Here is a 23,121-nt window from a genome sequence, read left to right as displayed (position 1 = left end):
GAATTATATTTTCAGTAATAATGATTGTTAAAACAATCATTATTACTGTTAAATAAAAAATAAAACTAATACATTTCAGGAGTTATATTAAAGTAAGCCACTTCTGTTAATGAACACTCTTCTGCTGATATGATTGATGATGCGATGAAAATAACAGGTTTTTTGTGATTATCGATATGCGGAATAGAAACTTCTATTGTTTGAGTGTACAACTGCCCCCAGTCTTCGAATGTGATTGGTTTCTTTCCTTTTACCAATTTATGTCTTTCAATTAGAGAAGAAGTCGCTTTCATTCGATCAAGCTGTTTATTTCTCTCGACTGCTGCATCTATCACTTTTTGAGCAGCCCAAGATTCAGTTGTAGCACAATAATCTAAAGCTTCTTTTGTTGCATCTTTCGTTGAAGATAATGCAATACCAGGAACAAATAGCATTGCAAGTAAAATCAGTTTTTTCATACTTATTCCACCACTAAATCTCTATCTACAGAGCTGATTATTTCTCTTCTTGCATCTGGTCCTACAACGATACAGCCTTCTGACGCTTCTCCTGGGTGCTCTCTACTATCACCATGAATTATAAAAAGATCTCTTCCATACATATTATTGCAATCACATGGTTCTAAAATTATAGTCATCGGTCCCTTACTATTCGTATATCCTCCTCTAGGGATAGGGCCCTTTCCGCGTACTGATTCTGATGCTGGGTTGTTTTTATGTTTTCCTTTACCACTATAACCACGATCAACTAATTTATCATTATGATATAATTCACCTGAATATTGATGATAAACCCAAACCGTTTAAAACTCCTTTTTAGACTCCTATGGGAATAAGTGATAATTATAATTGGCGCATTGAGTACAAAGTATTACATACAGTTACTCTATCATTTGATTATTTTAATATTCAATAAATCTCATTATTAATTTTAAGAAAAAAATATCACTCATAAATTTTTATTTATTATACTAGAATATTCTTCTTTATATTTTTAATTTCAGTTAAATGAACTAAAGTTGGAATTAGGTCAGCCTAATCAAACTCTATTTGAACTTAATTGTCTTCTTAATTATTTCAATATTTATTATATTCGTGAATATTACTTATTAAAAAGTTATTCAATCCACATTGAAGGAAGGTAAACACGATCATGATGCATACTGATAGGCTCTTCGTGCCAGATCGGTAATATCACGATAGCCTCTTTGGTAAGGCAATGCTGCTGCCATTAACTTGTCGTTAGGTATCGGTGAGTTCCAATCGTTCATTTTCGTCAATGATCTTTCGTGTTCTACTGGCAATACATTGCGGACTACAAATTCGTTTAAGAATCATCTAAATACCCCCTCGAATCAGGCCTCCCAAACCCTGTGATTCCATAAATTCGGCTGACAATACTTTTACTTCATGGCTGGTTTCAGCTTTTAATACCAATTCAATAAGATGCTCAAGTTCTTTGGCATCCAAGTGGCGCAATAAATACTTAATACGCGGAATACTGTGACCACTCATGCTCAGGCTACGGTAACCTAAGCCAAGCAATATGAGTGTCCCCATTGGTAAACCAGCCATTTCTCCGCATATGCTAATCGGGAGATCAAGGCGCTGACATTCATCAAAGGCGAATTTCAAAGCCTTAATTACCGCAGGATGTAAATTATCATATAGCGAAGCTACGTGTGTATTATTACGATCCACCGCAAGCAAGTATTGGGTTAAATCATTCGTACCAATAGAAACAAAATCAATCCGTTGCTTTAATTGGGGCAGCAAAAAAAGGGTAGAAGGTACTTCAAGCATCATACCAATCTGGGGCATTGTGATTGTCTCGGCTAACGTCTGCTCTACTTCAACTTTCGCTCTCTCCAGCAGTTTTCGGGCTTCATCAATCTCTTCAATACTGGTTACCATCGGCAAGAGTATTTTTAAATTGCCCGTTTGTGCATTGGCTTTTAGCATCGCCCGCAGCTGAATCAGGAATATTTCCGGTTGATCCAGCGTGATGCGAATTCCCCGCCATCCCAGACAAGGGTTTTCTTCATTGATGGGCATATAGGGAAGTTGTTTATCAGCGCCAATATCCAGAGTCCTCAATACCACTGGCTTATCAGGGAAAAGCGCCAGTATCTCTTGGTAACGATTTTTCTGCTCATCTTCTGATGGGAAACCGCTATGCAGCATAAAAGGGATTTCTGTGCGGTACAGTCCAATACCGTCAATATTATCTTCTATCTGCCGTTCATGTTTCAAACTCAAGCCTGCGTTGAGCTGTACCAGAACCCGTTCTCCACTTTTTAGCCGTGCTTGTTTCTGCTGTTCATATTCAGCCAGCTTGCTGAGAACCTGTTCTTCTTCAATGATTTGTTGGTATTCCTGGGCAACCAGAGTCTCTGGTTCAATAAAAATCTCTCCACGATAACCATCAAGAATTAGTGTCCGATTGTGTAATAACTCAGGCTGGATATCCGCCCCCATGATAGCGGGAATACCCATCGCACGAACCAATATTGCAGAATGGGAGTGAGTCGCACCATCTCGTACAATCACACCAACCAATTGATCTTGTGGCAACTCAGCCAACAAGTTGGCGCTGAGTTCATCAGCAACCAGAATAAAGCGTTCCGGCCACTGCCTGATCCCCGTGGAGGAACCATTCAGATGAAACAACACCCGCTGACCGAGCGCCCGCAGATCCGATGCCCTCTCGCGCATATAAAGATCTTGCAAACTGGCAAACTGTTCAGCATATTTTTCAATCACAGTTTTAATCGCCCATTCCGCCACAAAACCGTTATCAACGGCACAAAACAGATCCCGCTTGAGTTGAGGATCATTTAATAGATGGGAATAGAGATCAAAAATAGCGGCGCTTTCTTTCTGTGAACTGGCAGTAAAGCGCTTGCTGATACGACGGCATTCAGCGGTTGCTTCTTCAAGAGCCAAAGTCAGCCTGGAACGCTCAGCCTGATAATCCAGCGTCAATGCTTCAGTAACTTGTTCCAACAAAGGTTGGGAGCGATCTTGCCATCCCTGTGCCATAACAATGCCATTAGAAATAGCAAGCGCCTTAATACGGGTCTGACGATACTGGTCAAACAACCCTTTTGTTTGCGCCTGAGCGAGAACAGCAGCAAGCTGCATCGCCAATGTCACCATGAAAGATTCTTCACTTTCATTAAATAACCGTCGCTCATATTGCTGAACAACTAGTATTCCCTGCAATTGGCGACGATAAATAATCGGTACACCTAAAAAAGCCCGCAGACTTTCTTCTCTTACTTGGGGAATATATTTAAAACTGGGATGGTCACGGACATCAGCAAGATTAATTAATTCGGACAAACGCCCAACTTGCCCCACAACGCCTTCATCAAAGGAGAGGCGAATTGCTTGCCCCTTGGGTTTTCTTAACCCCTTGGTTGCCATCAGGTAATAACATTGCCGCTGATGATCCGCCAAATAAATAGAACAGACATCCGTGTTCATTGCCAGACACGTTTCATTGACTAATAACTCAAGCGCTTCAGACAAATTAGCTGCCATCGCAACCTTTTCGACAATTTCCCGCAAGCGCATGAGCATAGCAATTACCTAATTTTTTCTACGACGATGTAAATAAGGTGAATGGAATAATGAAACCGGCTCCTGTGTTGACATCACAATAGAAGAGAATTCTTTCATCACACGGCGATATACATCTCGTTTAAAAGAAACGACCTGCCGGACAGGATACCAATAACTCACCCAGCGCCAACCATCAAACTCTGGTGTCTTACTGCGCTGCACATTAATATCCGCTTCATTACACAATAACTGCAATAAAAACCAACGTTGCTTTTGCCCGATACAAACAGGCTTTGTATCCCAACGCACCAAACGCTTGGGTAATTTGTAACGCAACCAACTCCGGGTTGAGGCAAGCACCCGTACATCTTTGCGATTTAAACCAACTTCTTCGAACAACTCGCGATACATCGCTTGCTCTGGTGATTCCCCTGGATTGATCCCCCCCTGAGGAAACTGCCAGGAATGCTGCCCATAACGGCGGGCCCACAGAACCTGCCCTTGGCGATTACAAATTACAATTCCTACATTCGGGCGGTAGCCATCATCATCGATCACCAGACTACCTCTCGGTATAACAAATTTAAAAAGATAGCTAATTGTTTCACACTCATCTCAAGCGGTAAACCTAAACCTCTATGATTAGACTTTGCAGACGTAGCCGAAATCTCTACAATACCGCCATCTCAACGGGGTGCGGCTGTCGCAAAACAGTACTGCTGAGAACAAACCCGTCGAACCTGAACCGGTTAGTACCGTCGTAGGGATTTGAGACGCTAATCATTGATATAACAGATGTCATTTTCATTTAGCATCTTCTCAGATCCTTTGCTATCTGCTAATAACAAACATTAGTCATTAATGTATATAACCATCAATATTTTTTAACTATTGATATATGCAACTATAGGAGAGCAGAGTGTTTAAGAAATTATTTTCCAGCTTTATGGCTATCAGCCTGCTGTCTCTTTCTACCAGTGTCTTTGCTCAGACAGCTCAGACGAAACCTACCCTGACAGTTTATACTTATGATTCATTTGCCTCTGAATGGGGACCAGGGCCTGCCATCAAAAAAGCCTTTGAAGCAGAATGTGGCTGTGAACTGAAACTTGTTGCGTTGGAAGATGGTGTATCTTTGCTGAACCGTTTGAGGATGGAAGGCAAAAAAACACCCGCAGATATTATACTGGGGTTAGATAACAACCTGATTCAAGCCGCTCAGCAAACAGGGTTATTCACACCGAGTCACGTCGATACCTCAAAACTGAAATTACCCATCACATGGCACAACACGACGTTTATTCCTTACGATTACGGTTATTTTGCCTTTATTTACAACAAAAATACCCTGCCTCATCCACCCAAAAGTATGGATGAATTAATCAATAGCCACCAGAATTGGAAGATTATTTACCAAGACCCACGCACCAGCACGCCAGGCTTAGGACTACTGCTCTGGATACAGGAACTCTATGGCGACAAAGCCGCTCAGGAGTGGCAAAAAGTTGCCAAAAAGACACTCACCGTCACTAAAGGCTGGAGTGAAGCCTATGGCCTGTTTCTGAAAGGTGAAGGTGATATGGTGCTGAGCTATACCACATCACCTGGCTATCACATTATGTCAGAGAAAAAAGATAACTACGCCGCCGCTATCTTCAAGGAAGGACATTATTTGCAGATTGAAGTGGCCGCTCAAGTGGCCTCAAGTAAACAGCCAGAACTGGCGCAAAAGTTTATGAATTTCATGCTCTCTCCGGCATTTCAGCAAGTCATTCCAACAACTCAATGGATGTATCCCGTTATTGATATCCCGTTGCCTGATGTTTTCAAACAACTTCCTGTTCCTGAGAAATCGCTGCAATTCAACGCAGATGATGTGGCAAAACACCGTACAAAATGGATCCGTACATGGCAAAGCGCTGTCAGCCGTTAATCGCGGGTTGGTTATTGCCGGGGGTTATTGCCTCCGGCCTGTTAATTATGGTTGCCCTGTCAGCATTTGGGACGCTGTGGTGCAATGCGCCTGAAAGCCATTGGCAGGAATTCTTGCATGACAGTTATCTCTGGCATGTCATTCGATTCACCTTCTGGCAGGCATTTCTATCTGCCGTCTTATCGGTAATACCCGCTATTTTTCTGGCGCGAGCACTTTACCGTCGCCATTTTCCCGGCAAGACACTATTTCTGCGCTTATGTGCCATGACATTAATTCTTCCTGTTTTGGTTGCTCTATTTGGCATTCTCACCGTTTATGGTCAGACTGGCTGGTTGGCTAATATTTCCCAATGGATAGGCGTTGAATATCGTTTTACACCTTATGGTCTACAAGGGATTTTACTGGCGCATATTTTCTTTAATATGCCAATGGCTACACGGTTATTGCTGCAATCTCTGGAGAGTATTGCCATTGAGCAGCGCCAACTTGCCGCTCAGCTCGGTATGAGCGAATGGCAACATTTCCGTTTTATTGAGTGGTCTTATCTGCGCCGCCAAATTTTACCGACGGGCGCACTGATTTTTATGCTGTGCTTTGCCAGTTTCGCGACGGTTCTTGCCCTCGGTGGTGGCCCAGCCGCAACGACCATTGAACTTGCTATTTATCAGGCTCTCAGCTACGACTACGATCTTGGTCATGCCGCCCTGCTTGCCTTGATACAACTTTTTTGTTGTCTCGGTTTGGTGCTCCTTAGCCAAAAACTTAAAGGCGCACTTTCCGTTGGTTATGGGCACCAACAACAATGGCGTAATCCACAGGATTCATGGCTGCAAAAATTATCTGATGGTTTACTGATTGGCATCGCGTTACTGCTATTAATTCCCCCTTTATTGGCGGTCATCGTTGATGGCCTGAACCGTGATATTTTTAATGTTTTAAGCCAAACAGCTTTATGGCAAGCCCTTACAACCTCCATCATCATTGCTCTGGGCGCAGGATTACTGTGTGTTATTCTCACCATGATGCTGCTATGGAGCAGCCGAGAATTACGCTTACGCCATTCCCCGCGATGGGGGCAAGCAATGGAAACCAGCGGATTGTTGATCCTTGCTATGCCGGGGATCGTTCTTGCCACAGGCTTTTTTCTCTTGCTGAACACAACCATTGGTATACCTCAATCACCTTACGGGCTGGTTATCCTGACCAACGCATTGATGGCGATCCCCTACGCGCTAAAAGTATTGGAAAACCCAATGCGCGATCTGGCAGAGCGTTATAATCCTCTATGCCACTCCCTCAATATTCAGGGAATGCACCGCCTGTATTGGATCGAGCTTAAGGCATTAAAAATTCCATTGGCACAGGCGTTGGCTTTCGCCTGTGTATTATCCATTGGCGATTTTGGTGTGATCGCCTTATTTGGCAATGAAGATTTCCGTACTTTGCCTTATTACCTTTCCCAACAAATTGGGGCATATCGCAGTCAGGATGGTGCCGTGACCGCATTTCTGTTGCTCCTGTTGTGTTTTGTTTTATTCACTGTGATTGAACGCTTACCGAGCCGACGCCATGATTAAACTTGAAAATGTCATTTATGCTTATGAACACCTTGCCATGCATTTTAATGTGAGCGTCAAAGCCGGAGAACGCATTGCAATCCTCGGCCCTAGTGGGGCAGGTAAAAGCACACTGTTAAGTTTAATCGCGGGTTTCCAGTTTCCAGCACAAGGTGATATCTGGTTGGATGACGAAAATCATACGCATACTTCACCTTCCAAGCGGCCGGTTTCGATGTTGTTTCAGGAAAATAACCTGTTTTCCCATTTAACTATCGCGCAAAATATTGGTTTAGGATTACACCCTGGCTTACGGTTAAATGCTGAACAAAAGCAAATGCTGCAACAAATTGCCTCTCAAGTGTCACTGGAAGAGTGTTTATCACGCCTGCCCGCGCAACTTTCTGGTGGACAACGCCAGCGGGCAGCGTTAGCACGTTGTTTAGTCCGCCATCAACCGATTTTATTGCTGGATGAACCCTTTTCGGCACTTGATCCGGCTTTACGCAATGAGATGCTGGAATTATTGGATCAAATATGCACCGAACAGCAAATGACTTTACTCATGGTGTCCCATAATCTTGAGGATGCCGCCAAAATCGCGCCACGCTCTTTGCTGATTGTGGATGGAAAAATTTATTATGATGGTGCAACAGAGAAGTTGGTGAGTGGCGAGGCTGCTGAGGCGGTGGTTTTGGGGATTGGTTGATGTTGATGTATAAACTATCCTCCTCCGAAAAATAATGAATATGGCTTATGGTTAAAGAAAAAATCCCAGCGCTGTGGCTGGGATCTTCTTTTAGTCAGCCTTCGTATTATCCCATTGATTAATAGTATAATATTTTTGATTTAATGAAGGCAGAAAGATCATGATAATCTGTCTGCCTTTTATTATGGGTATGACTAATCAGTTAGCTCAAAATACCATTCAATGAAGGAGTTAAAATCTTTCCATTGAGGTTTGAATTTTCCTTCGTAAAAATAGAGCATCTCTTGCCCTAACCCTATTTTTAGCACCTCTCCCGTTTTTCTATTATAGAAAAATCCATATTATTCTGGACGGTGCGGGTGACCACCGAACAGAATTGGTGAAAGATATTGCGTATGTCCTTAATATTGAATTGCATTACCTACCGCCTTACAGCCCAAACCTCAATCCGATAGAGCGATTGTGGAAGTATATGAACAAGTTTGCCAATAACTTGAAATGGCCGCTTAAACGGCCACTAATCAAACATAAATTACTCATTGTTCTTTATATCACCCAACCCCACTTTCTTATAAACAACTAAGTTCTCGCTATCTCGATTTGGCCTATGTCCATGCCAAAATAACGCCATCCCTTTGGGGGCGGGTTCTATTTCTTCGGATAATACAATCAACCAATCACATTTTTCAGGAGTTTCAAATTTACGCTGTTGTTGATGCAAAACACGGGCAAAGTAATAAAGCATTGGCGCTTCCGATTCCCCAATATAATACGACGCCATACAGTCATTATCTTTATACACTCCGGTCAACTTCTGTTTTAAATCAAGAAACGCCTCTTTATACCCCTTGGTATAATCAATCCAGCCAACAAATAATGTAAATACTAATCCCCAAACTGTAGCAATACCTAAAACCCAATTTTGGGCAGCGCGCAAGTCTGGTGATTTAGCAAGAAGCCAACTTTTAGCTACCCATACCGCAGTGATCAAGGCAGCGGCAGCAACGATAAATCCCGAAAAATGCATTTGATAACTCATTGGCAACCATCGGCTAAATGGCATTAACCAATGTTTGTAATCAGTGGAAAGAGATAAAAAATAACAGGCCCATAAAAATATAATCAGGACAGACCAAAACAGGGAAGATAATAGGGTTAAATATTTATAGATTATTTGCGGTATTTTAATGAAAATTCCTGTAGCCAGGATCGCCATGGGTGCAAGAAAAGGCAGCAAATATAATGCTCGACCAGAGGCTGATATTTGCAATAGAACAACCCCCAATACAACAAAGGCAGCACACAAAAAATAATGTTTATCTGACAGAATCTTAATTGGATTTTTCAATATAAAGATAAAAGCCAATATGCCTGATGGCAAGGCAAACAACAGCACCGCCTCAGGGATCATGGTCAAATTCCCCCTTGCCCCAAGATCTTCAACAGAAAAACCTAAAAAACGACCGATATTGTTATCCCAAATCCAGATTTTAAATAGATCAGGATGTTCAATAAGTAACATGATCGGCCACGGCAGGATTAAAACCAGCGCAATGATGCCTGACAATAAAGCTCTTAGCCAATATTGTTTGGTTCGGCAATGTTTAAGGAACACGGGCGCTAAGACAAGACAAATCCATAATAATCCCGGAATAAATACCCCTTTTGATAAGAGTGTTACAGCCGTACCGATGATCAACCATAAACAGGAGTAGCCTGTTTTTTCGTTTTTGATTAATCCCAATAAGCCATATAATCCGAGAGTTGTCCCTGTTATCAATGCGGTATCAGTAAACATGTCGTGGCTGTGGCGAACTAATCCAGGTGCACTTGCATACAAAGCAAAAGCTATCCATATTCGACTATCGGAAAAGTTTTTGACATCAAATACGCGACGCGCCAACAGTATAAAAAAGGAAAAATTGATCACTGAAAAGAATAAAGAGGCGGTTCTGGCTGCATCGTGCATCGGAAGCCAATGGGATAACAAATGAATAAATGAAGTCGCTGTCCAATAATACAAAGGAGGCTTTTCCATAAAAGGTTGCCCGGCATTCATGGTTACCAACCAATTCCCTGTTTCATACATGGTATGAATAATGCCAAAACTGTAATTTTCATCTTGTTTCCAGGGTGTATGTCCATAAACACCCGGCAACAAATACAGCAGAGTAAAAGCAATAAATAATAGTAAGGCTTTGATATCTGTTTGCGTCAATTTATTGGGATTATTCATCAATATTTACCAGATTCAATTAATGTTTCATTTTCTCAGTAAAAAATCGATAGAATATTACCCAATTAATAATAACAACAAAAGTGACTGACAGGCGAAAAAACAATTGACCCTTCTGATAATTTTAAAAGGTTAATATCTCTCTGGTAAAAATTTATTTATTATGAATAATATTTTTATATCCTTATTAATTAATCAAATAATAAATCCTCCTAGCTATAGAAAATATCCCAACACAAAACACTGTATAAATAAACATAACCAATGCTATGATTGAAATGCTCCCTATAACACTAAATATGGTTGGTTTCTCATAAGAGAAAGATTATGCAGATACATCACGTTGAACAAGGTTTTATCCTGACTCGTCACTGGAAAGATACCCCATCGGGTATCGAGTTGGTGTATTGGCTGGCGACGGAAGCGGGCGCACGCCGCATAACTATTCCTCACCAAAAAGCAATTGCCTTTGTCCCTCAACATGATCTGCCTAAAATAAAACCTTTACTCATACAGGAGCGGCACTGCGAATTAAAGGCATTACCATTAAAAGATTTCAATCGCCAGCCTGTTTCTGCGCTGTATTGCCCGCATTATCACCAATTGCAACACCTGGAGAAAATTTTCAAGGAACAGAATGTCCCCCTCTACGAAACCGATATCCGCCCACCCGACAGGTTTATAATGGAACGCTTTATCACTGCTCCCGTTTGGTTCAGCCAGAAACCCGACGGAAGTTATCAGATGAAACCCAATCCCGCCTATCGGCCTAATTTGCAATGGGTATCACTGGATATCGAAACCAGCCAACATGGAGAGCTGTATTCCATTGGCTTAGCTGGATGCGGCGAGAAAACCGTATTTATGTTAGGGCCAGCAAAGGGTAATCAACAGGCTCTCGATTTCAAATTAGAGTATGTTGCCAGTCGTCCGATGATGCTGGAGAAACTCAATGAATGGCTGGCACATTATGATCCTGATGCCATTATTGGCTGGAATCTGATTCAGTTTGATTTGAGGGTATTACAGCAACATGCTGAGCGCTATAACGTGCCGTTAAAATTCGGACGCAATCAGACTTTGCTCGAATGGCGAGAACACGGTTTCAAGCCAGGGCACTTTTTCGCCTCAGCAGAAGGCCGTTTGATTATTGACGGCATTGATGCACTGAAAACCGCAACCTGGAACTTTCCTTCTTTCAGCCTTGAATATGTGGCACAACAACTTCTGGGAGAAGGAAAAGCCGTCGATAATCCTTATGATCGCATGGATGAGATCAACCGCCGCTTTCAGCAAGATAAGCCTGCCCTCGCCCACTATAATTTGCAGGATTGTATTCTGGTTAATCGTATCTTTGAGAAAGCAGATTTGATGGACTTCTTATTGGAACGCGCTACGGTAACAGGGTTGGCGGTGGATCGCAGCGGCGGATCTGTGGCAGCATTCACGCACCTTTATTTGCCCAAAATGCACCGTATTGGCTATGTTGCGCCTGCCCAGCCAACGTATTTCGATGATAACAGTCCAGGCGGTTTTGTGATGGATTCATTTCCAGGGTTATACGATTCGGTGTTGGTACTGGATTACAAGAGCCTCTATCCATCGATCATTCGCACGTTTTTGATTGATCCGGTCGGCATGGTTGAAGGCCTTGCCAATCCTGACAGTGAACACGCCGTCCCTGGCTTTCGTCAGGCATTTTTTTCCCGTACACAGCACTGCCTGCCGGATATCGTCACACAAATCTGGCATGAGCGCGACAAGGCCAAACAGCAACAGAATGCGCCCCTTTCTCAAGCCCTGAAAATTATTATGAATGCCTTTTATGGTGTACTCGGTGCCTCTGGCTGTCATTTTTTTGATCCTCGCCTGACTTCATCAATTACGATGCGCGGCCACGAAATCATGCACCAAACCCGTGAGCTAATCGAATCACAAGGCTATCAGGTGATTTATGGCGATACGGATTCCACGTTTGTCTGGCTAAAACGCGCTCATTCAGAGGAAGAAGCCTGCCAAATCGGACATTCTTTGGCGCAATTTGTCAACCAATGGTGGCGAAACCATCTCAAAACCGAATTCAATCTTGCAAGTACGCTGGAGTTGGAATTCGAGACACATTATCGGCGTTTTCTGATGCCAACGGTACGCGGGGCAGAGCAAGGCAGCAAAAAACGTTATGCCGGATTAAGCGGTGATAAGGTGATTTTCAAAGGGCTGGAAACGGTAAGGACTGACTGGACGCCGCTGGCACAAATATTCCAGAAGGAACTGTATACTCTGATTTTTCATCAACAGCCGCATCAAAATTATATTCGTGAGTATCTTGCCAAGACGCTGGCGGGTGAATTTGATGACCGTCTGGTTTATCGTAAGCGACTACGCCGTAAGTTGTCTGATTATCAGCGCAATGTCCCGCCCCACGTTCGGGCAGCACGTTTGGCGGATGAGTATAATCAATTGCATCATCGTCCACTACAGTACCAAAATGGTGGCTGGATCAACTATGTCATCACCCAAACAGGCCCTGAGCCATTAGAGAACCAAACCTCTGTCCCCGATTATGAACACTATATCAATAAGCAATTAAAGCCGATTGCTGACGCTATCTTGCCATTTATTCAAGATGACTTTATGCCTCTGCTGACAGGGCAAATGAGCATCTCTTTCGAATAATGGATATTTTTGCAGGTGACGGCTTGCTCGGCTTCAATTAACATATCGCCCCTCTAATGGGCCATTGTACTTTTGCGATCCCTTTATCAAAAAACAGGCGTTGTAAAGTGCAATTGAAAACTATCCCTATCGATAACCAATAACGATCGATATCCAACAAAAGCAGCCATCCTGCAACCATAAATAATATTGTCTAACAGAAAACTGAGCCAAAATTTATGCCATTTACTCTTGGTCAACGCTGGATAAGCGATACAGAAAGCGAACTTGGATTAGGAACAGTCGTGGCGCTTGATGCGCGCATGGTAACGTTGCTCTTCCCTGCCAGCGGAGAAAACCGCCTTTACGCACGCAATGACTCCCCTATCACTCGTGTTATGTTTAATGTGGACGATACCGTGACCAGTCACGAAGGCTGGAAACTCAAGATTAATGATGTCCAACAAGATAATGGTTTGCTGATCTATGTCGGTACGCGTCTGGATACGGAAGAAGAAAATACCTGCTTACGGGAAGTTTTTCTGGATAGCAAGCTGACGTTTAACAAGCCACAAGATCGCCTGTTTGCAGGTCAGATTGACCGCATGGATCGCTTTGCTTTGCGTTTTCGCGCCCGTAAGCACCAAAGCGAGCAGTTCCGTCTGGCAGAAAGTGGGCTACGTGGTATCCGTGCCAGTTTGATCCCTCACCAATTACATATTGCCAATGAAGTAGGCAAGCGCCACGCACCACGTGTATTACTGGCGGATGAGGTCGGCCTGGGGAAAACGATTGAAGCCGGGATGATTATCCATCAGCAATTAATGGCTGGGCGGGCTGAACGTGTGTTAGTTATTGTGCCAGATAGCCTGCAACACCAATGGCTGGTAGAAATGCTGCGCCGTTTCAACCTGCGTTTTTCGCTGTTTGATGATGACCGATATAGCGAAGCACTGCATGACAGCGATAATCCGTTCGAAACCGAACAGTTGATTATCTGTTCCTTAGATTTTGTTCGCCGCAATAAGCAACGTTTTGAACTTCTGCTGGAAGCAAGCTGGGATTTGATGGTGGTGGATGAAGCTCACCATCTGGCATGGAGCGAAAAATCCCCAAGCCGCGAATATCAAGTTATCGAACAATTGGCAGAACAAATCCCATCTGTCTTATTGTTAACGGCGACACCAGAGCAGTTGGGGCAAGAAAGCCACTTTGCCCGCCTGCGCCTGCTGGACCCAAATCGTTTCCACGATTATCAGGCTTTCATTGATGAACAACAGAAATACCGCCCTGTCGCGGATGCAGTGACGTTGCTGTTGTCCAGTGAAACCCTGAACAATGACCAGCAAAATGCCATCGGCGAACTGATTAGCGAACAGGATATTGAGCCTCTGCTGAAAGCAGCAAACAGTAATCAGGATGGAGAGAGCGAAGATGCGCGTCGCGAACTGATCACCATGCTGATGGATCGTCACGGCACCAGCCGCCTGCTTTTCCGTAACACCCGTGGTGGTGTGAAAGGCTTCCCGCATCGTGAACTACACGAGATCAAGTTACCACTGCCAGCCCAATATCAGACGGCAATCAAGGTTTCTGAAATCATGGGGGCCAAAAAGACGGTGGAGTCTCGCGCCAAAGATATGCTCTATCCTGAGCGGATCTATCAGGAATTCGAAGGTGAAAATGCCACATGGTGGAATTTCGATCCCCGCGTAGAATGGCTGATGGGATTCTTGATGGCAAACCGCGATGAGAAAGTGCTGGTGATCTGTGCCAAGGCAGAAACTGCGCTGCAACTGGAGCAAATTCTGCGTGAACGCGAAGGCATCCGCAGTGCTGTGTTCCACGAAGGTTTGTCCTTGCTGGAGCGTGACCGTGCCGCCGCTTATTTCGCTTCTGAGGAAGAAGGCGCGCAAGTGCTGCTCTGCTCTGAAATTGGCTCAGAAGGGCGTAACTTCCAGTTTGCCAACCAGCTTGTCATGTTTGATCTACCATTCAATCCTGATTTACTGGAACAACGTATCGGTCGTCTGGATCGTATTGGTCAAAATCGTAATATCAAAATCAGTGTGCCTTATCTGGAAAATACTGCGCAATCCATTCTCCTGCGCTGGTATCACGAAGGGCTGGATGCCTTTGAGCATACTTGTCCAACAGGCCGTGCCATCTATGACAAGTATTATGAAAACCTGCTCAATTTCCTGGCCAAACCCAATGAACAAACTGGCTTCAGTGAGTTTATTACCGAATGTCGCGGGCATCATGAGAAGCTTAAACAGCAATTGGAACAAGGACGTGACCGTTTGCTGGAGATGAACTCCAACGGTGGCGAGCAAGGCCAAAAACTGGCAGAAAAGATTGCTGCGCAAGATAACGACACAGATCTGGTGAATTTTGCCCTGAATCTGTTTGATATCATTGGTATCAATCAGGAAGATCGCTGCGACAATATTATTGCCCTGCATCCATCCGATCATATGCTGGTGCCTGATTTCCCTGGATTACCCAAAGATGGCTGCTCAATTACGTTTGACCGTGAAAAAGCACTCTCCCGCGAAGATACTCAGTTCCTGAGCTGGGAACACCCTATCATCCGCAATGGTCTCGATTTAGTCCTGTCGGGGGATACGGGAAGCTGTGCCGTTTCTATCCTGAAAAACAAAGCGCTGCCAGTAGGTACGTTGCTGGTTGAGTTAATTTACGTTGTTGAAGCTCAGGCACCGAAGCACCTGCAATTGACTCGTTTCTTGCCACCAACACCAGTGCGTCTTTTGTTGGATCTGAAAGGCACCAATCTGGCTCCTCAGGTCGAGTTTGAAAGCTTCAACCGTCAACTCAATGCGATTAACCGCCATAACGCCAGCAAGCTGGTTAATGCGGTACAGAAAGAGGTTCATGCTATTTTGCGTCAATCCGAACCTCTGATTGAAGAGCAAGCGCGCGTGTTGATTGAGAAAGCGAAAAAAGAAGCTGATGAAGCGCTGTCGACTGAATTGTCACGTCTGGAAGCCCTGAAAGCGGTTAACCCGAATATCCGTGATGATGAGCTGGAAGCGATCGGTTCCGAGCATAAACATCTGCTGCTCAATCTTGATCAGGCCAACTGGCGTCTGGATGCGATTCGTTTGGTGGTTATTTCTCACCAATAAACAGACATCAATAAATAGACAGCAATAACCTGTCATTCGGTAAACTCAGGGGCGCTTTCCGCAAGATGCCCCTGGGGATCCAATTTTTTCCGACCCATTGGAGCCACTATGCTGGAGTCTTATAATCCCCCGACAGATCCTTGGTTATATGTGCTGTATCAGGACGAGTACATTATGGTTGTCAACAAACCCAGTGGATTACTTTCTGTGCCGGGTAAAGCGGAAGAGCACAAAGACAGTATCATGACACGGATCCAAGCTGAATTTCCTACAGCCGAATCAGTCCATCGATTGGATATGGCTACCAGCGGTATCATGGTCGTGGCGCTGACTAAAGCCGCCGAGCGTGAGTTGAAACGCCAGTTCCGTGAGCGTGAGCCGAAAAAAATCTATATCGCACGGGTATGGGGAAAGATGGAGCAGGAAAAAGGTTTGGTGGATCTGCCCCTAATCTGCGACTGGCCGAATCGCCCAAAACAAAAAGTCTGTTTTGAAACGGGCAAATCCGCACAAACTGAGTATCAGGTACTGGAATATGAAGCTCAGGCAACACGTGTCAGGCTCGCACCAATCACAGGGCGCTCTCATCAGCTCCGGGTACATATGCTGGCACTGGGTAATCCCATCCTGGGAGATAAGTTCTATGCCCATACGCAGGCAAGGGAAATGGCGCCTCGCCTACAATTACATGCTCAAGAACTCTTTATTACTCATCCGGCTTATGGCACACCAATGCATTTTGAGTGTAAAGCCGAATTTTAACGTGCGCTATTTAAAACCCCGCTCCTTTTTAATCAAATCGTAAGCCGACTGGATGGACTGCGTCTTTTGTTTCGCCAGTTCCATCATTTCTGGTGGTAAACCTTTTGCCACCAGTTTATCGGGATGGTGCTCACTCATCAGTTTTCGATAAGCTCGCTTAATGGTGGTCGCATCATCCTGTTTATTGACGCCCAATACCTTACAAGCATCTTCCAATGTCGCACGCTGCTGCTCATGGCCTTGATAGCGCCCATACTGCTGGTACTGTCCACTGAAATGGCGTCCGCCTTCCATCATGGCAAGGAATTGTTCAAATTGAATACGGGAAATACCTAACTCTTCGGCAATGACAAACAGAACTTTTCTTTCATTAGGATGCAGTTCGCCATCAGCAAATGCTGCTTGTAGCTGAATTTCCAGAAACATGCGGATCAAATCAGAACGACCGAAACAGGCACGGCGTAATTGTCGCATTGTTTCACGCAAAGGAAATTGAGACTGTTTGCCTTCACGAAACGCCTGCTGCGCAGAAAACCGTGCCTCACCATGCAGTTGCATTCTGTTCATCAATTGGATAGCGAGCTGGATATCCGTTTCTGTTACCCGACCTTTTGCTTTGGTTAAATGCCCCAATACTTGAAAAGTACTGCGGAAAAACAGCGCCTGCCGGGTTGGGCCTTTAGTCGTTCTCCCCAATTTCTGCATCCTGATTTTGTCAAGGATATGACCAAGCACTAAGCCAATCACAATCCCCCAAAAACCCGCACCAGATGCAATCCCAAATATCAATCCGAATAATTTTCCCCAATACTGCATATAGTCTTCAATTCCCCAATGCTCTGAGCGCAATTTTGCATTATCATACTCTCCATTAAGCTCTGTGCCTAACAACAAGATTAGCAAAGTTAAACTTTACTCTGGCGCATATCTCTCAACTACGTTAGTCTCTGAGCGTTTGCCGGCACGATGCCACTGATGACGGAACCGCATAAACATCTATGAATAAATGTTATCCTACCCTGCTGGCCACAATGGTATGGGCAGCACTTTATAGTCAGCAAGCTCATGCTGACCTTGCAGCACAATGTATGCTGGGTGTACCTGTCTACGATAAGCCGATTATCACAGGCGATCCAAATAAACTGCCAGTTTATATTCAGTCCGATGATTCTCACGGTGAATATCCCAATGCGGCTGAGTTCATTGGCAATGTGAATATCCAACAGGGAAATAAAACACTGATAGCCGATAAAGTTCGGCTCGAACAGACCCAAGAGCAGGATAAAGAACCTGTGCGCACTGTTACCGCAGTGGGTAATGTCAGCTATGATGACCCTCAGATCATTTTGAAAGGACCACGCGCCTGGGCGAATCTGAACAATAAAGATACCGACGTGGAACAAGGCAAGTACCAGATGGTTGGTCGTCAAGGACGTGGTAGCGCAGATAAGATGATGCTGCGTGATGAGAACCGCTACACCATCATGAATAATGGGATATTCACTTCCTGTCTGCCCGGTAATGATAGCTGGAGTGTCGTGGGTTCTGAGGTCATCCTTGACCGTGAAGAAGAAGTCGCCGAAATCTGGAATGCCCGTTTTCGCGTTGCTAATGTGCCGGTGTTTTACACGCCGTATTTGCAATTACCCATTGGGGATAAACGTCGTTCTGGTTTTTTAATCCCTAATGCCAGTTTTTCCAATAAGGAAGGCTTCCAATTCCTGCTGCCATATTATTGGAATATTGCACCCAACTATGATGCCACAATTACACCGCATCTCATCACGATGCGTGGTTTGAAGCTGGATAATGAATTCCGTTATTTAACCAAAGCGGGGGCAGGTACAGTTGCGCTGGATTGGATTGGTCACGACCGTCTGTATGAAGAGGATAAAAGACTCAATATCAGACCTGAGCGGGATAGCAACAGCCGCTGGTTGTTCTACTGGAATCACAGTGGTGTCATGAATCAGGTTTGGCGTTTCAGTGCTGATTATACTAAAGTCAGTGATCCGAACTATTTCAGTGACTTCAACTCACAATACGGTTCCAGCACCGATGGCTATGCCACTCAGAAATTCAGTATTGGCTATGCCCAGAAAAACTGGAATACCACACTAACAACCAAACAGTTCCAAATCTTTACCCCAAGTGAGAGCAAAAAAGCTTATCGGGCTGCCCCTCAGTTAGACTTTAATTACTATAAGAATAATCTGGGACCATTTGATTTTCATACTTATGCTCAAGTAGCGAAATTTACCAGTGTCGGCAATCAATGGCCGGATGCAACACGCTGGCATTTGGAACCAGCCATTAACTTACCACTCTCTAATGGCTGGGCGAGCATCAATAATGAATTTAAATTGATGGCGACGCACTATGAGCAAGATATTTCAGAAGCGACCAAAAATAAGCCTAATACGGCGTCATTGGAAAGATCAGTAAACCGTGTCCTGCCGGTATTTAAATCAGATGCGAAGATGGTGTTTGAACGCGCCATGTATTTTAACCAGGGTTATACCCAGACGCTGGAGCCACGCGTTCAATATCTCTATGTGCCTTATAAGAATCAAAACAACATCAATAATTTTGATTCTTCTTTACTGCAATCGGACTATACCGGGCTGTTCCGCGATCGCTTCTACAGTGGCTTAGACCGCATCTCGTCTGCCAATCAATTTACCACTGGCGTGACTACCCGTATTTATGATGAAGATTTAGTTGAACGTTTTAGCCTGTCCGTAGGTCAAATCTACTACTTTGAACGTCCACGTACCGAAAACACTGAATCTGTTTCAGGTAGCAAGGATATCATCGGGAATAAAAAAGGAACGGGGGCGACAACCTGGGCTGGGGATGTACACTGGAGAATCAATGATTCCTGGGGCATCAAAGGCGGGTTACAATATGATAATCGTCTGAACAGCTTCACTATGGGTAATGCCGTAGTGGAATACCGTCGTGATGCTGACCGCATGTTGCAGTTAAGCTACCGTTTTGTTGACCGCGATTATATTCAAGCCACACTCAAGGGAGGCGCGCCCGCTTACCAGCAAGGAATTTCTCAGATTGGTATGGTGGCAAGCTGGCCGTTGTCAGATCGTTGGGCGTTTGTCGGGGCTTATTACTACGATACCAAAGAGAAACAGCCAGCAAACCAGATGGTCGGTTTGCAATACAACACCTGCTGCTGGGCAGTCAGTGTAGGTTATGAACGCAAGATCACCGACTGGCGCTTCGACAGCAGTCAATATGACAACAAATGGTCATTCAATGTTGAACTTCGTGGCTTAAGTAACAATCATAGTTTGGGTAGTCAGAAAATGTTGCAGCAAGGTATTCTTCCATACCAACGTGCATTCTGATACCGATAAACGCAATGTAAACAAAATAACCCCGCCAAGGCGGGATTGATATGATGGGAAATGTATGAAGAACTGGAGATCGCTGATTTTCGGATTGATGTTTTCAGTAAACTCTGTCGCAATGGCGGCTCCACAAGAGCTGAATAAGGTAGCTGCCGTTGTTAACAATGATGTCGTACTGGAAAGTGACGTCAACAGCCTTTTACAATCCGTTAGACTCAATGCAAAACATGCAGGCCAGCAATTACCGGATGAGAAAACATTGCGTCACCAAATCCTTGAGCGCCTGATTATGGACGACATTGTTCTGCAAATGGCAAACCAGATGCAGATAACTATTCCTGATCAAGCCTTAGATTCTGCGATCACAAATATTGCAGCTCAAAACCACTTGAGCCTTGCCCAGTTGAAGCAAAATCTGAGCACAGAGGGTATGAGCTTTGATGCTTACCGTACTCAGATCCGCAAGGAAATGATGATTGCAGAAGTACGTAACAATGAAGTGCGCCGCCGCATCACTATCCTGCCACAGGAAGTTGATTCACTGGCTAACCAAATCAGCAACCAAAACAGCCAGGACTCTGAGGTAAATATCAGCCAGATCCTGATCCCTCTGCCGGAAAACCCGAGCCAGGAGCAGGTAGAAAAAGCGGAAACCACGATCAAAAAAATCTTATCTGAACTCCAGAATGGTGTTGATTTCGGCAAATTAGCGCTCTCCTATTCCGGTGATACCCAAGCCCTGAAAGGGGGAAATATGGGTTGGAGCAAACTGCAAGAATTGCCATCCCTGTTCGCTGCACAGCTCCAGTCTGCCCATAAAGGACAAATTATTGGCCCAATTCGTTCCGGTGTTGGTTTTCACATTCTGAAAGTGAATGATATCCGTGGTGGTCAGATGTCTATTGCCGTCACCGAAGTGAATGCCCGCCATATTCTGCTGAAAACATCACCTATTATGAATGACGAGCAGGCACGCAACGAGTTGATGAAACTCAGAGAAGAGATCTTAAGTGGCAAAACCTCATTCGAAGAAGCAGCAAAAGCGCATTCTGAAGATCCAGGTTCAGCCATGCGCGGTGGAGAACTGGGTTGGAATTTGCCGAGTGCTTACGATCCTGCTTTCCATGATACGTTGATGAAACTGCAAAAAGGTGAGATCAGCCAGCCTGTTCACTCCTCGTTCGGCTGGCACTTAATCCAACTGCTGGATAGCCGCAAAGTTGACAGAACAGACGCCGCACAGAAAGATCGCGCCTACCGCCTGCTGTTCAACCGTAAATTCAATGAAGAGGCACAAAGCTGGATGCAGGAATTACGCGCCTCTGCTTATGTGAAAATTCTAGATGGTAACAATGCACAATAATAAACCCATCGTCATTACCCCCGGCGAACCAGCCGGGGTTGGCCCTGACTTAGTCATTGCCCTGGCTCAAAAAGAGTGGCCTAGCCAACTGGTTGTCTGTGCTGATCCAGAGCTGATGCTGTCCCGAGCTAAGCAACTGAATTTACCTCTGCAACTGCAAACTTATTCTCCGGAACACATTTCTTCATCACAAGCCGCCGGAACCCTGACCATCCTGCCCGTTAACCTCCACTCCCCGACGATTGCAGGGGAATTAAACCGGAAAAACGGTACTTACGTCACGGAAACCTTAGCAAGAGCTTGCGATGGCTGCCTGAATGGGGAGTTCTCAGCATTGGTGACAGGGCCTGTACATAAAGGTGTCATTAATGATGCAGGCGTACCTTTTACCGGACATACTGAGTTTTTTGCTGACCATAGCCAATGCTCAAGGGTAGTCATGATGTTGGCAACGGAAGAGCTACGGGTAGCGCTGGCAACCACGCACCTGCCGATTCTGGATGTCCCCAACGCAATTACGTTTGATTCTCTGCGGGAAGTGATCACCATTCTTAATCATGATCTAAAAACCAAATTCGGTATCCCCCGTCCCCATATCTATGTTTGTGGTCTGAATCCTCATGCCGGTGAAGGTGGGCATATGGGACATGAAGAAATAGATATCATCATTCCTGCCTTAGACAGTCTGAGAGCAGAAGGGATATGGCTGGAAGGTCCATTACCTGCGGATACCCTGTTCCAACCCAAATATTTAGATCATGCTGATGCCGTGCTTTCGATGTATCATGATCAAGGGTTACCCGTGTTAAAATACCAAGGTTTTGGCAGGGCCGTAAATATTACGTTGGGACTGCCATTTATCCGAACTTCTGTCGATCATGGCACAGCACTGGAGCTGGCGGGGACAGGTCAAGCTGATGTGGGTAGTTTTATCACCGCATTGAATCTAGCAATTAAAATGATACAAAATAGTAATGAATAACAAAGTCCATCAAGGGCACCATGCCCGTAAACGTTTCGGGCAAAACTTTTTAACCGATCAGTTTATCATTGATAGTATTGTCAATGCGATGAACCCACAGGCTGGCCAAGCCATCGTGGAAATCGGCCCAGGTCTGGGGGCACTGACTGAGCCAGTTGGTGAACGCATGGATAAGATGACTGTCGTCGAGCTTGACCGTGATTTAGCGGCTCGCCTGCATGTCCACCCCAAACTGAAAGATAAGCTGACAATCATTCAACAAGATGCGATGACCGTTGATTTTGGTCAGATTGCTAAAGAACATGGGCAATCCCTGCGTGTATTTGGTAACTTGCCTTATAACATCTCTACGCCGTTAATGTTCCATCTTTTCAGCTATACTGATGCTATCGCTGATATGAGCTTTATGTTGCAGAAAGAAGTTGTGAATCGTCTTGTCGCAGGGCCTGACAGTAAAGCCTATGGACGCTTAAGTGTGATGGCACAATACTACTGTCAGGTAATACCTGTTCTTGAAGTACCGCCAACAGCATTTACACCAGCGCCAAAAGTGGATTCTGCTATTGTGCGTTTGATCCCACACAAGAGTATGCCTTATCCTGTTCAGGACATTCGCATGTTAGCCCGGATCACAACTCAGGCATTTAACCAACGGAGAAAAACGATCCGTAATAGCCTTGGGAACATTTTTTCTGTTGAACAGTTAACAGAATTGGGTATTGATCCAAACTCGCGGGCTGAAAACATCTCTGTCGAGCAATACTGTAAGATGGCGAATTGGTTATCATCTCAACCTGAAATTGCCTAAACAAATAAACAGGCGTTGCAGCAACAGGAGG

General features: G+C 44.6%; 17 protein-coding genes, 1 pseudogene and 1 riboswitch. Of the genes and pseudogenes, 11 read left to right on the top strand and 7 right to left on the bottom strand.

The window, feature by feature from the left end:
* Positions 1–65: 65 nt before the first annotated feature.
* From BDE27_RS19640 to rppH, 5 genes are all read right to left on the bottom strand, one after another.
* Positions 66–458, bottom strand: a complete 393-nt coding sequence (locus tag BDE27_RS19640; RefSeq protein WP_208638597.1) for a hypothetical protein — start codon at positions 456–458, stop codon at positions 66–68.
* Between the two features lie 2 nt (positions 459–460).
* Positions 461–637: a hypothetical protein gene (locus BDE27_RS14370; protein ID WP_478207877.1), complete on the bottom strand. Its 177-nt coding sequence runs from the start codon at positions 635–637 to the stop codon at positions 461–463.
* A 513-nt stretch (positions 638–1,150) separates the two neighbouring features.
* Positions 1,151–1,279, bottom strand: coding sequence for a hypothetical protein (locus BDE27_RS20200; RefSeq protein ID WP_274540005.1), 129 nt, complete (start codon positions 1,277–1,279; stop codon positions 1,151–1,153).
* Between the two features lie 58 nt (positions 1,280–1,337).
* Positions 1,338–3,584: a phosphoenolpyruvate--protein phosphotransferase gene (gene ptsP, locus BDE27_RS14365; protein WP_099133033.1), complete on the bottom strand. Its 2,247-nt coding sequence runs from the start codon at positions 3,582–3,584 to the stop codon at positions 1,338–1,340.
* Positions 3,585–3,593: 9 nt separating this feature from the next.
* Positions 3,594–4,124 carry an RNA pyrophosphohydrolase gene (gene rppH / locus BDE27_RS14360; protein WP_099133032.1) on the bottom strand — a complete coding sequence of 177 codons (531 nt, stop codon included), beginning with the start codon at positions 4,122–4,124 and terminating at the stop codon, positions 3,594–3,596.
* A 122-nt stretch (positions 4,125–4,246) separates the two neighbouring features.
* Positions 4,247–4,351, top strand: a riboswitch (TPP riboswitch).
* 134 nt (positions 4,352–4,485) lie between these two features.
* Between rppH and thiB the strand changes: the two genes are divergently transcribed.
* From thiB to BDE27_RS14340, 4 genes and pseudogenes are all read left to right on the top strand, one after another.
* On the top strand, positions 4,486–5,499 hold the full coding sequence (gene thiB / locus BDE27_RS14355) for a thiamine ABC transporter substrate binding subunit (protein WP_099133031.1): 1,014 nt from the start codon (positions 4,486–4,488) through the stop codon (positions 5,497–5,499).
* Positions 5,475–7,079 (top strand): thiamine/thiamine pyrophosphate ABC transporter permease ThiP, encoded by a 1,605-nt coding sequence (thiP, locus tag BDE27_RS14350; RefSeq protein ID WP_099133030.1) that lies wholly within the window; start codon positions 5,475–5,477, stop codon positions 7,077–7,079. Before thiB ends, thiP begins: the two co-directional genes overlap by 25 nt.
* Positions 7,072–7,767, top strand: coding sequence for a thiamine ABC transporter ATP-binding protein ThiQ (gene thiQ, locus BDE27_RS14345; protein WP_099133029.1), 696 nt, complete (start codon positions 7,072–7,074; stop codon positions 7,765–7,767). The genes thiP and thiQ overlap by 8 nt, the downstream gene beginning before the upstream one ends.
* A gap of 328 nt (positions 7,768–8,095) precedes the next feature.
* Positions 8,096–8,269 (top strand): annotated as a pseudogene (locus tag BDE27_RS14340) (transposase); the annotation flags it as partial.
* 30 nt (positions 8,270–8,299) lie between these two features.
* On the opposite strand, the gene BDE27_RS14335 reads toward BDE27_RS14340, so the two are convergent.
* Positions 8,300–10,003 (bottom strand): ArnT family glycosyltransferase, encoded by a 1,704-nt coding sequence (locus BDE27_RS14335; RefSeq protein ID WP_099133028.1) that lies wholly within the window; start codon positions 10,001–10,003, stop codon positions 8,300–8,302.
* 327 nt (positions 10,004–10,330) lie between these two features.
* On the opposite strand from BDE27_RS14335, the gene BDE27_RS14330 reads away from it, so the two are divergent.
* From BDE27_RS14330 to rluA, 3 genes are all read left to right on the top strand, one after another.
* Entirely contained in the window at positions 10,331–12,679 is a 2,349-nt protein-coding gene (locus tag BDE27_RS14330) for a DNA polymerase II (protein WP_099133027.1), read from the top strand.
* Between the two features lie 218 nt (positions 12,680–12,897).
* Positions 12,898–15,807, top strand: coding sequence for an RNA polymerase-associated protein RapA (gene rapA / locus BDE27_RS14325; RefSeq protein WP_099133026.1), 2,910 nt, complete (start codon positions 12,898–12,900; stop codon positions 15,805–15,807).
* 108 nt (positions 15,808–15,915) lie between these two features.
* The gene (gene rluA / locus BDE27_RS14320) at positions 15,916–16,569 is read left to right on the top strand and encodes a bifunctional tRNA pseudouridine(32) synthase/23S rRNA pseudouridine(746) synthase RluA (RefSeq protein WP_099133025.1); all 654 of its coding nucleotides are present in this window, start codon (positions 15,916–15,918) and stop codon (positions 16,567–16,569) included.
* Between the two features lie 6 nt (positions 16,570–16,575).
* Here the strand turns inward: rluA and djlA are convergent, their stop codons facing one another.
* The gene (djlA, locus tag BDE27_RS14315; protein WP_099133056.1) at positions 16,576–17,385 is read right to left on the bottom strand and encodes a co-chaperone DjlA; all 810 of its coding nucleotides are present in this window, start codon (positions 17,383–17,385) and stop codon (positions 16,576–16,578) included.
* A gap of 182 nt (positions 17,386–17,567) precedes the next feature.
* On the opposite strand from djlA, the gene lptD reads away from it, so the two are divergent.
* The 4 genes from lptD to rsmA all read left to right on the top strand — a co-directional run bounded on the left by lptD (position 17,568) and on the right by rsmA (position 23,090).
* Complete coding sequence (gene lptD, locus BDE27_RS14310) at positions 17,568–19,934, top strand: LPS assembly protein LptD (protein ID WP_099133024.1); 2,367 nt, start codon at positions 17,568–17,570, stop codon at positions 19,932–19,934.
* Between the two features lie 64 nt (positions 19,935–19,998).
* Positions 19,999–21,300, top strand: coding sequence for a peptidylprolyl isomerase SurA (gene surA, locus BDE27_RS14305; protein WP_099133023.1), 1,302 nt, complete (start codon positions 19,999–20,001; stop codon positions 21,298–21,300).
* Complete coding sequence (pdxA, locus tag BDE27_RS14300; protein WP_187651172.1) at positions 21,290–22,282, top strand: 4-hydroxythreonine-4-phosphate dehydrogenase PdxA; 993 nt, start codon at positions 21,290–21,292, stop codon at positions 22,280–22,282. Before surA ends, pdxA begins: the two co-directional genes overlap by 11 nt.
* A complete protein-coding gene (rsmA, locus tag BDE27_RS14295; RefSeq protein ID WP_099133021.1) occupies positions 22,275–23,090 on the top strand; it encodes a 16S rRNA (adenine(1518)-N(6)/adenine(1519)-N(6))-dimethyltransferase RsmA in 816 nt (271 codons plus the stop codon). Before pdxA ends, rsmA begins: the two co-directional genes overlap by 8 nt.
* Positions 23,091–23,121 lie beyond the last annotated feature (31 nt).

Source organism: Xenorhabdus ehlersii, assembly GCF_003610465.1.
Taxonomy (GTDB): domain Bacteria; phylum Pseudomonadota; class Gammaproteobacteria; order Enterobacterales; family Enterobacteriaceae; genus Xenorhabdus; species Xenorhabdus ehlersii.
This window is presented reverse-complemented; position numbering and strand designations above follow the sequence as displayed.

Coding starts and splice junctions, on each gene's coding strand:
- BDE27_RS19640 (WP_208638597.1), bottom strand. CDS start 458: ATGAAAAAACTGATTTTACTTGCAATGCTATTTGTTCCTGGTATTGCA.
- BDE27_RS14370 (WP_478207877.1), bottom strand. CDS start 637: ATGACTATAATTTTAGAACCATGTGATTGCAATAATATGTATGGAAGA.
- ptsP (WP_099133033.1), bottom strand. CDS start 3,584: ATGCTCATGCGCTTGCGGGAAATTGTCGAAAAGGTTGCGATGGCAGCT.
- thiP (WP_099133030.1), top strand. CDS start 5,475: ATGGCAAAGCGCTGTCAGCCGTTAATCGCGGGTTGGTTATTGCCGGGG.
- thiQ (WP_099133029.1), top strand. CDS start 7,072: ATGATTAAACTTGAAAATGTCATTTATGCTTATGAACACCTTGCCATG.
- BDE27_RS14335 (WP_099133028.1), bottom strand. CDS start 10,003: ATGAATAATCCCAATAAATTGACGCAAACAGATATCAAAGCCTTACTA.
- BDE27_RS14330 (WP_099133027.1), top strand. CDS start 10,331: ATGCAGATACATCACGTTGAACAAGGTTTTATCCTGACTCGTCACTGG.
- rapA (WP_099133026.1), top strand. CDS start 12,898: ATGCCATTTACTCTTGGTCAACGCTGGATAAGCGATACAGAAAGCGAA.
- rluA (WP_099133025.1), top strand. CDS start 15,916: ATGCTGGAGTCTTATAATCCCCCGACAGATCCTTGGTTATATGTGCTG.
- djlA (WP_099133056.1), bottom strand. CDS start 17,385: ATGCAGTATTGGGGAAAATTATTCGGATTGATATTTGGGATTGCATCT.
- lptD (WP_099133024.1), top strand. CDS start 17,568: ATGAATAAATGTTATCCTACCCTGCTGGCCACAATGGTATGGGCAGCA.
- surA (WP_099133023.1), top strand. CDS start 19,999: ATGAAGAACTGGAGATCGCTGATTTTCGGATTGATGTTTTCAGTAAAC.
- pdxA (WP_187651172.1), top strand. CDS start 21,290: ATGCACAATAATAAACCCATCGTCATTACCCCCGGCGAACCAGCCGGG.
- rsmA (WP_099133021.1), top strand. CDS start 22,275: ATGAATAACAAAGTCCATCAAGGGCACCATGCCCGTAAACGTTTCGGG.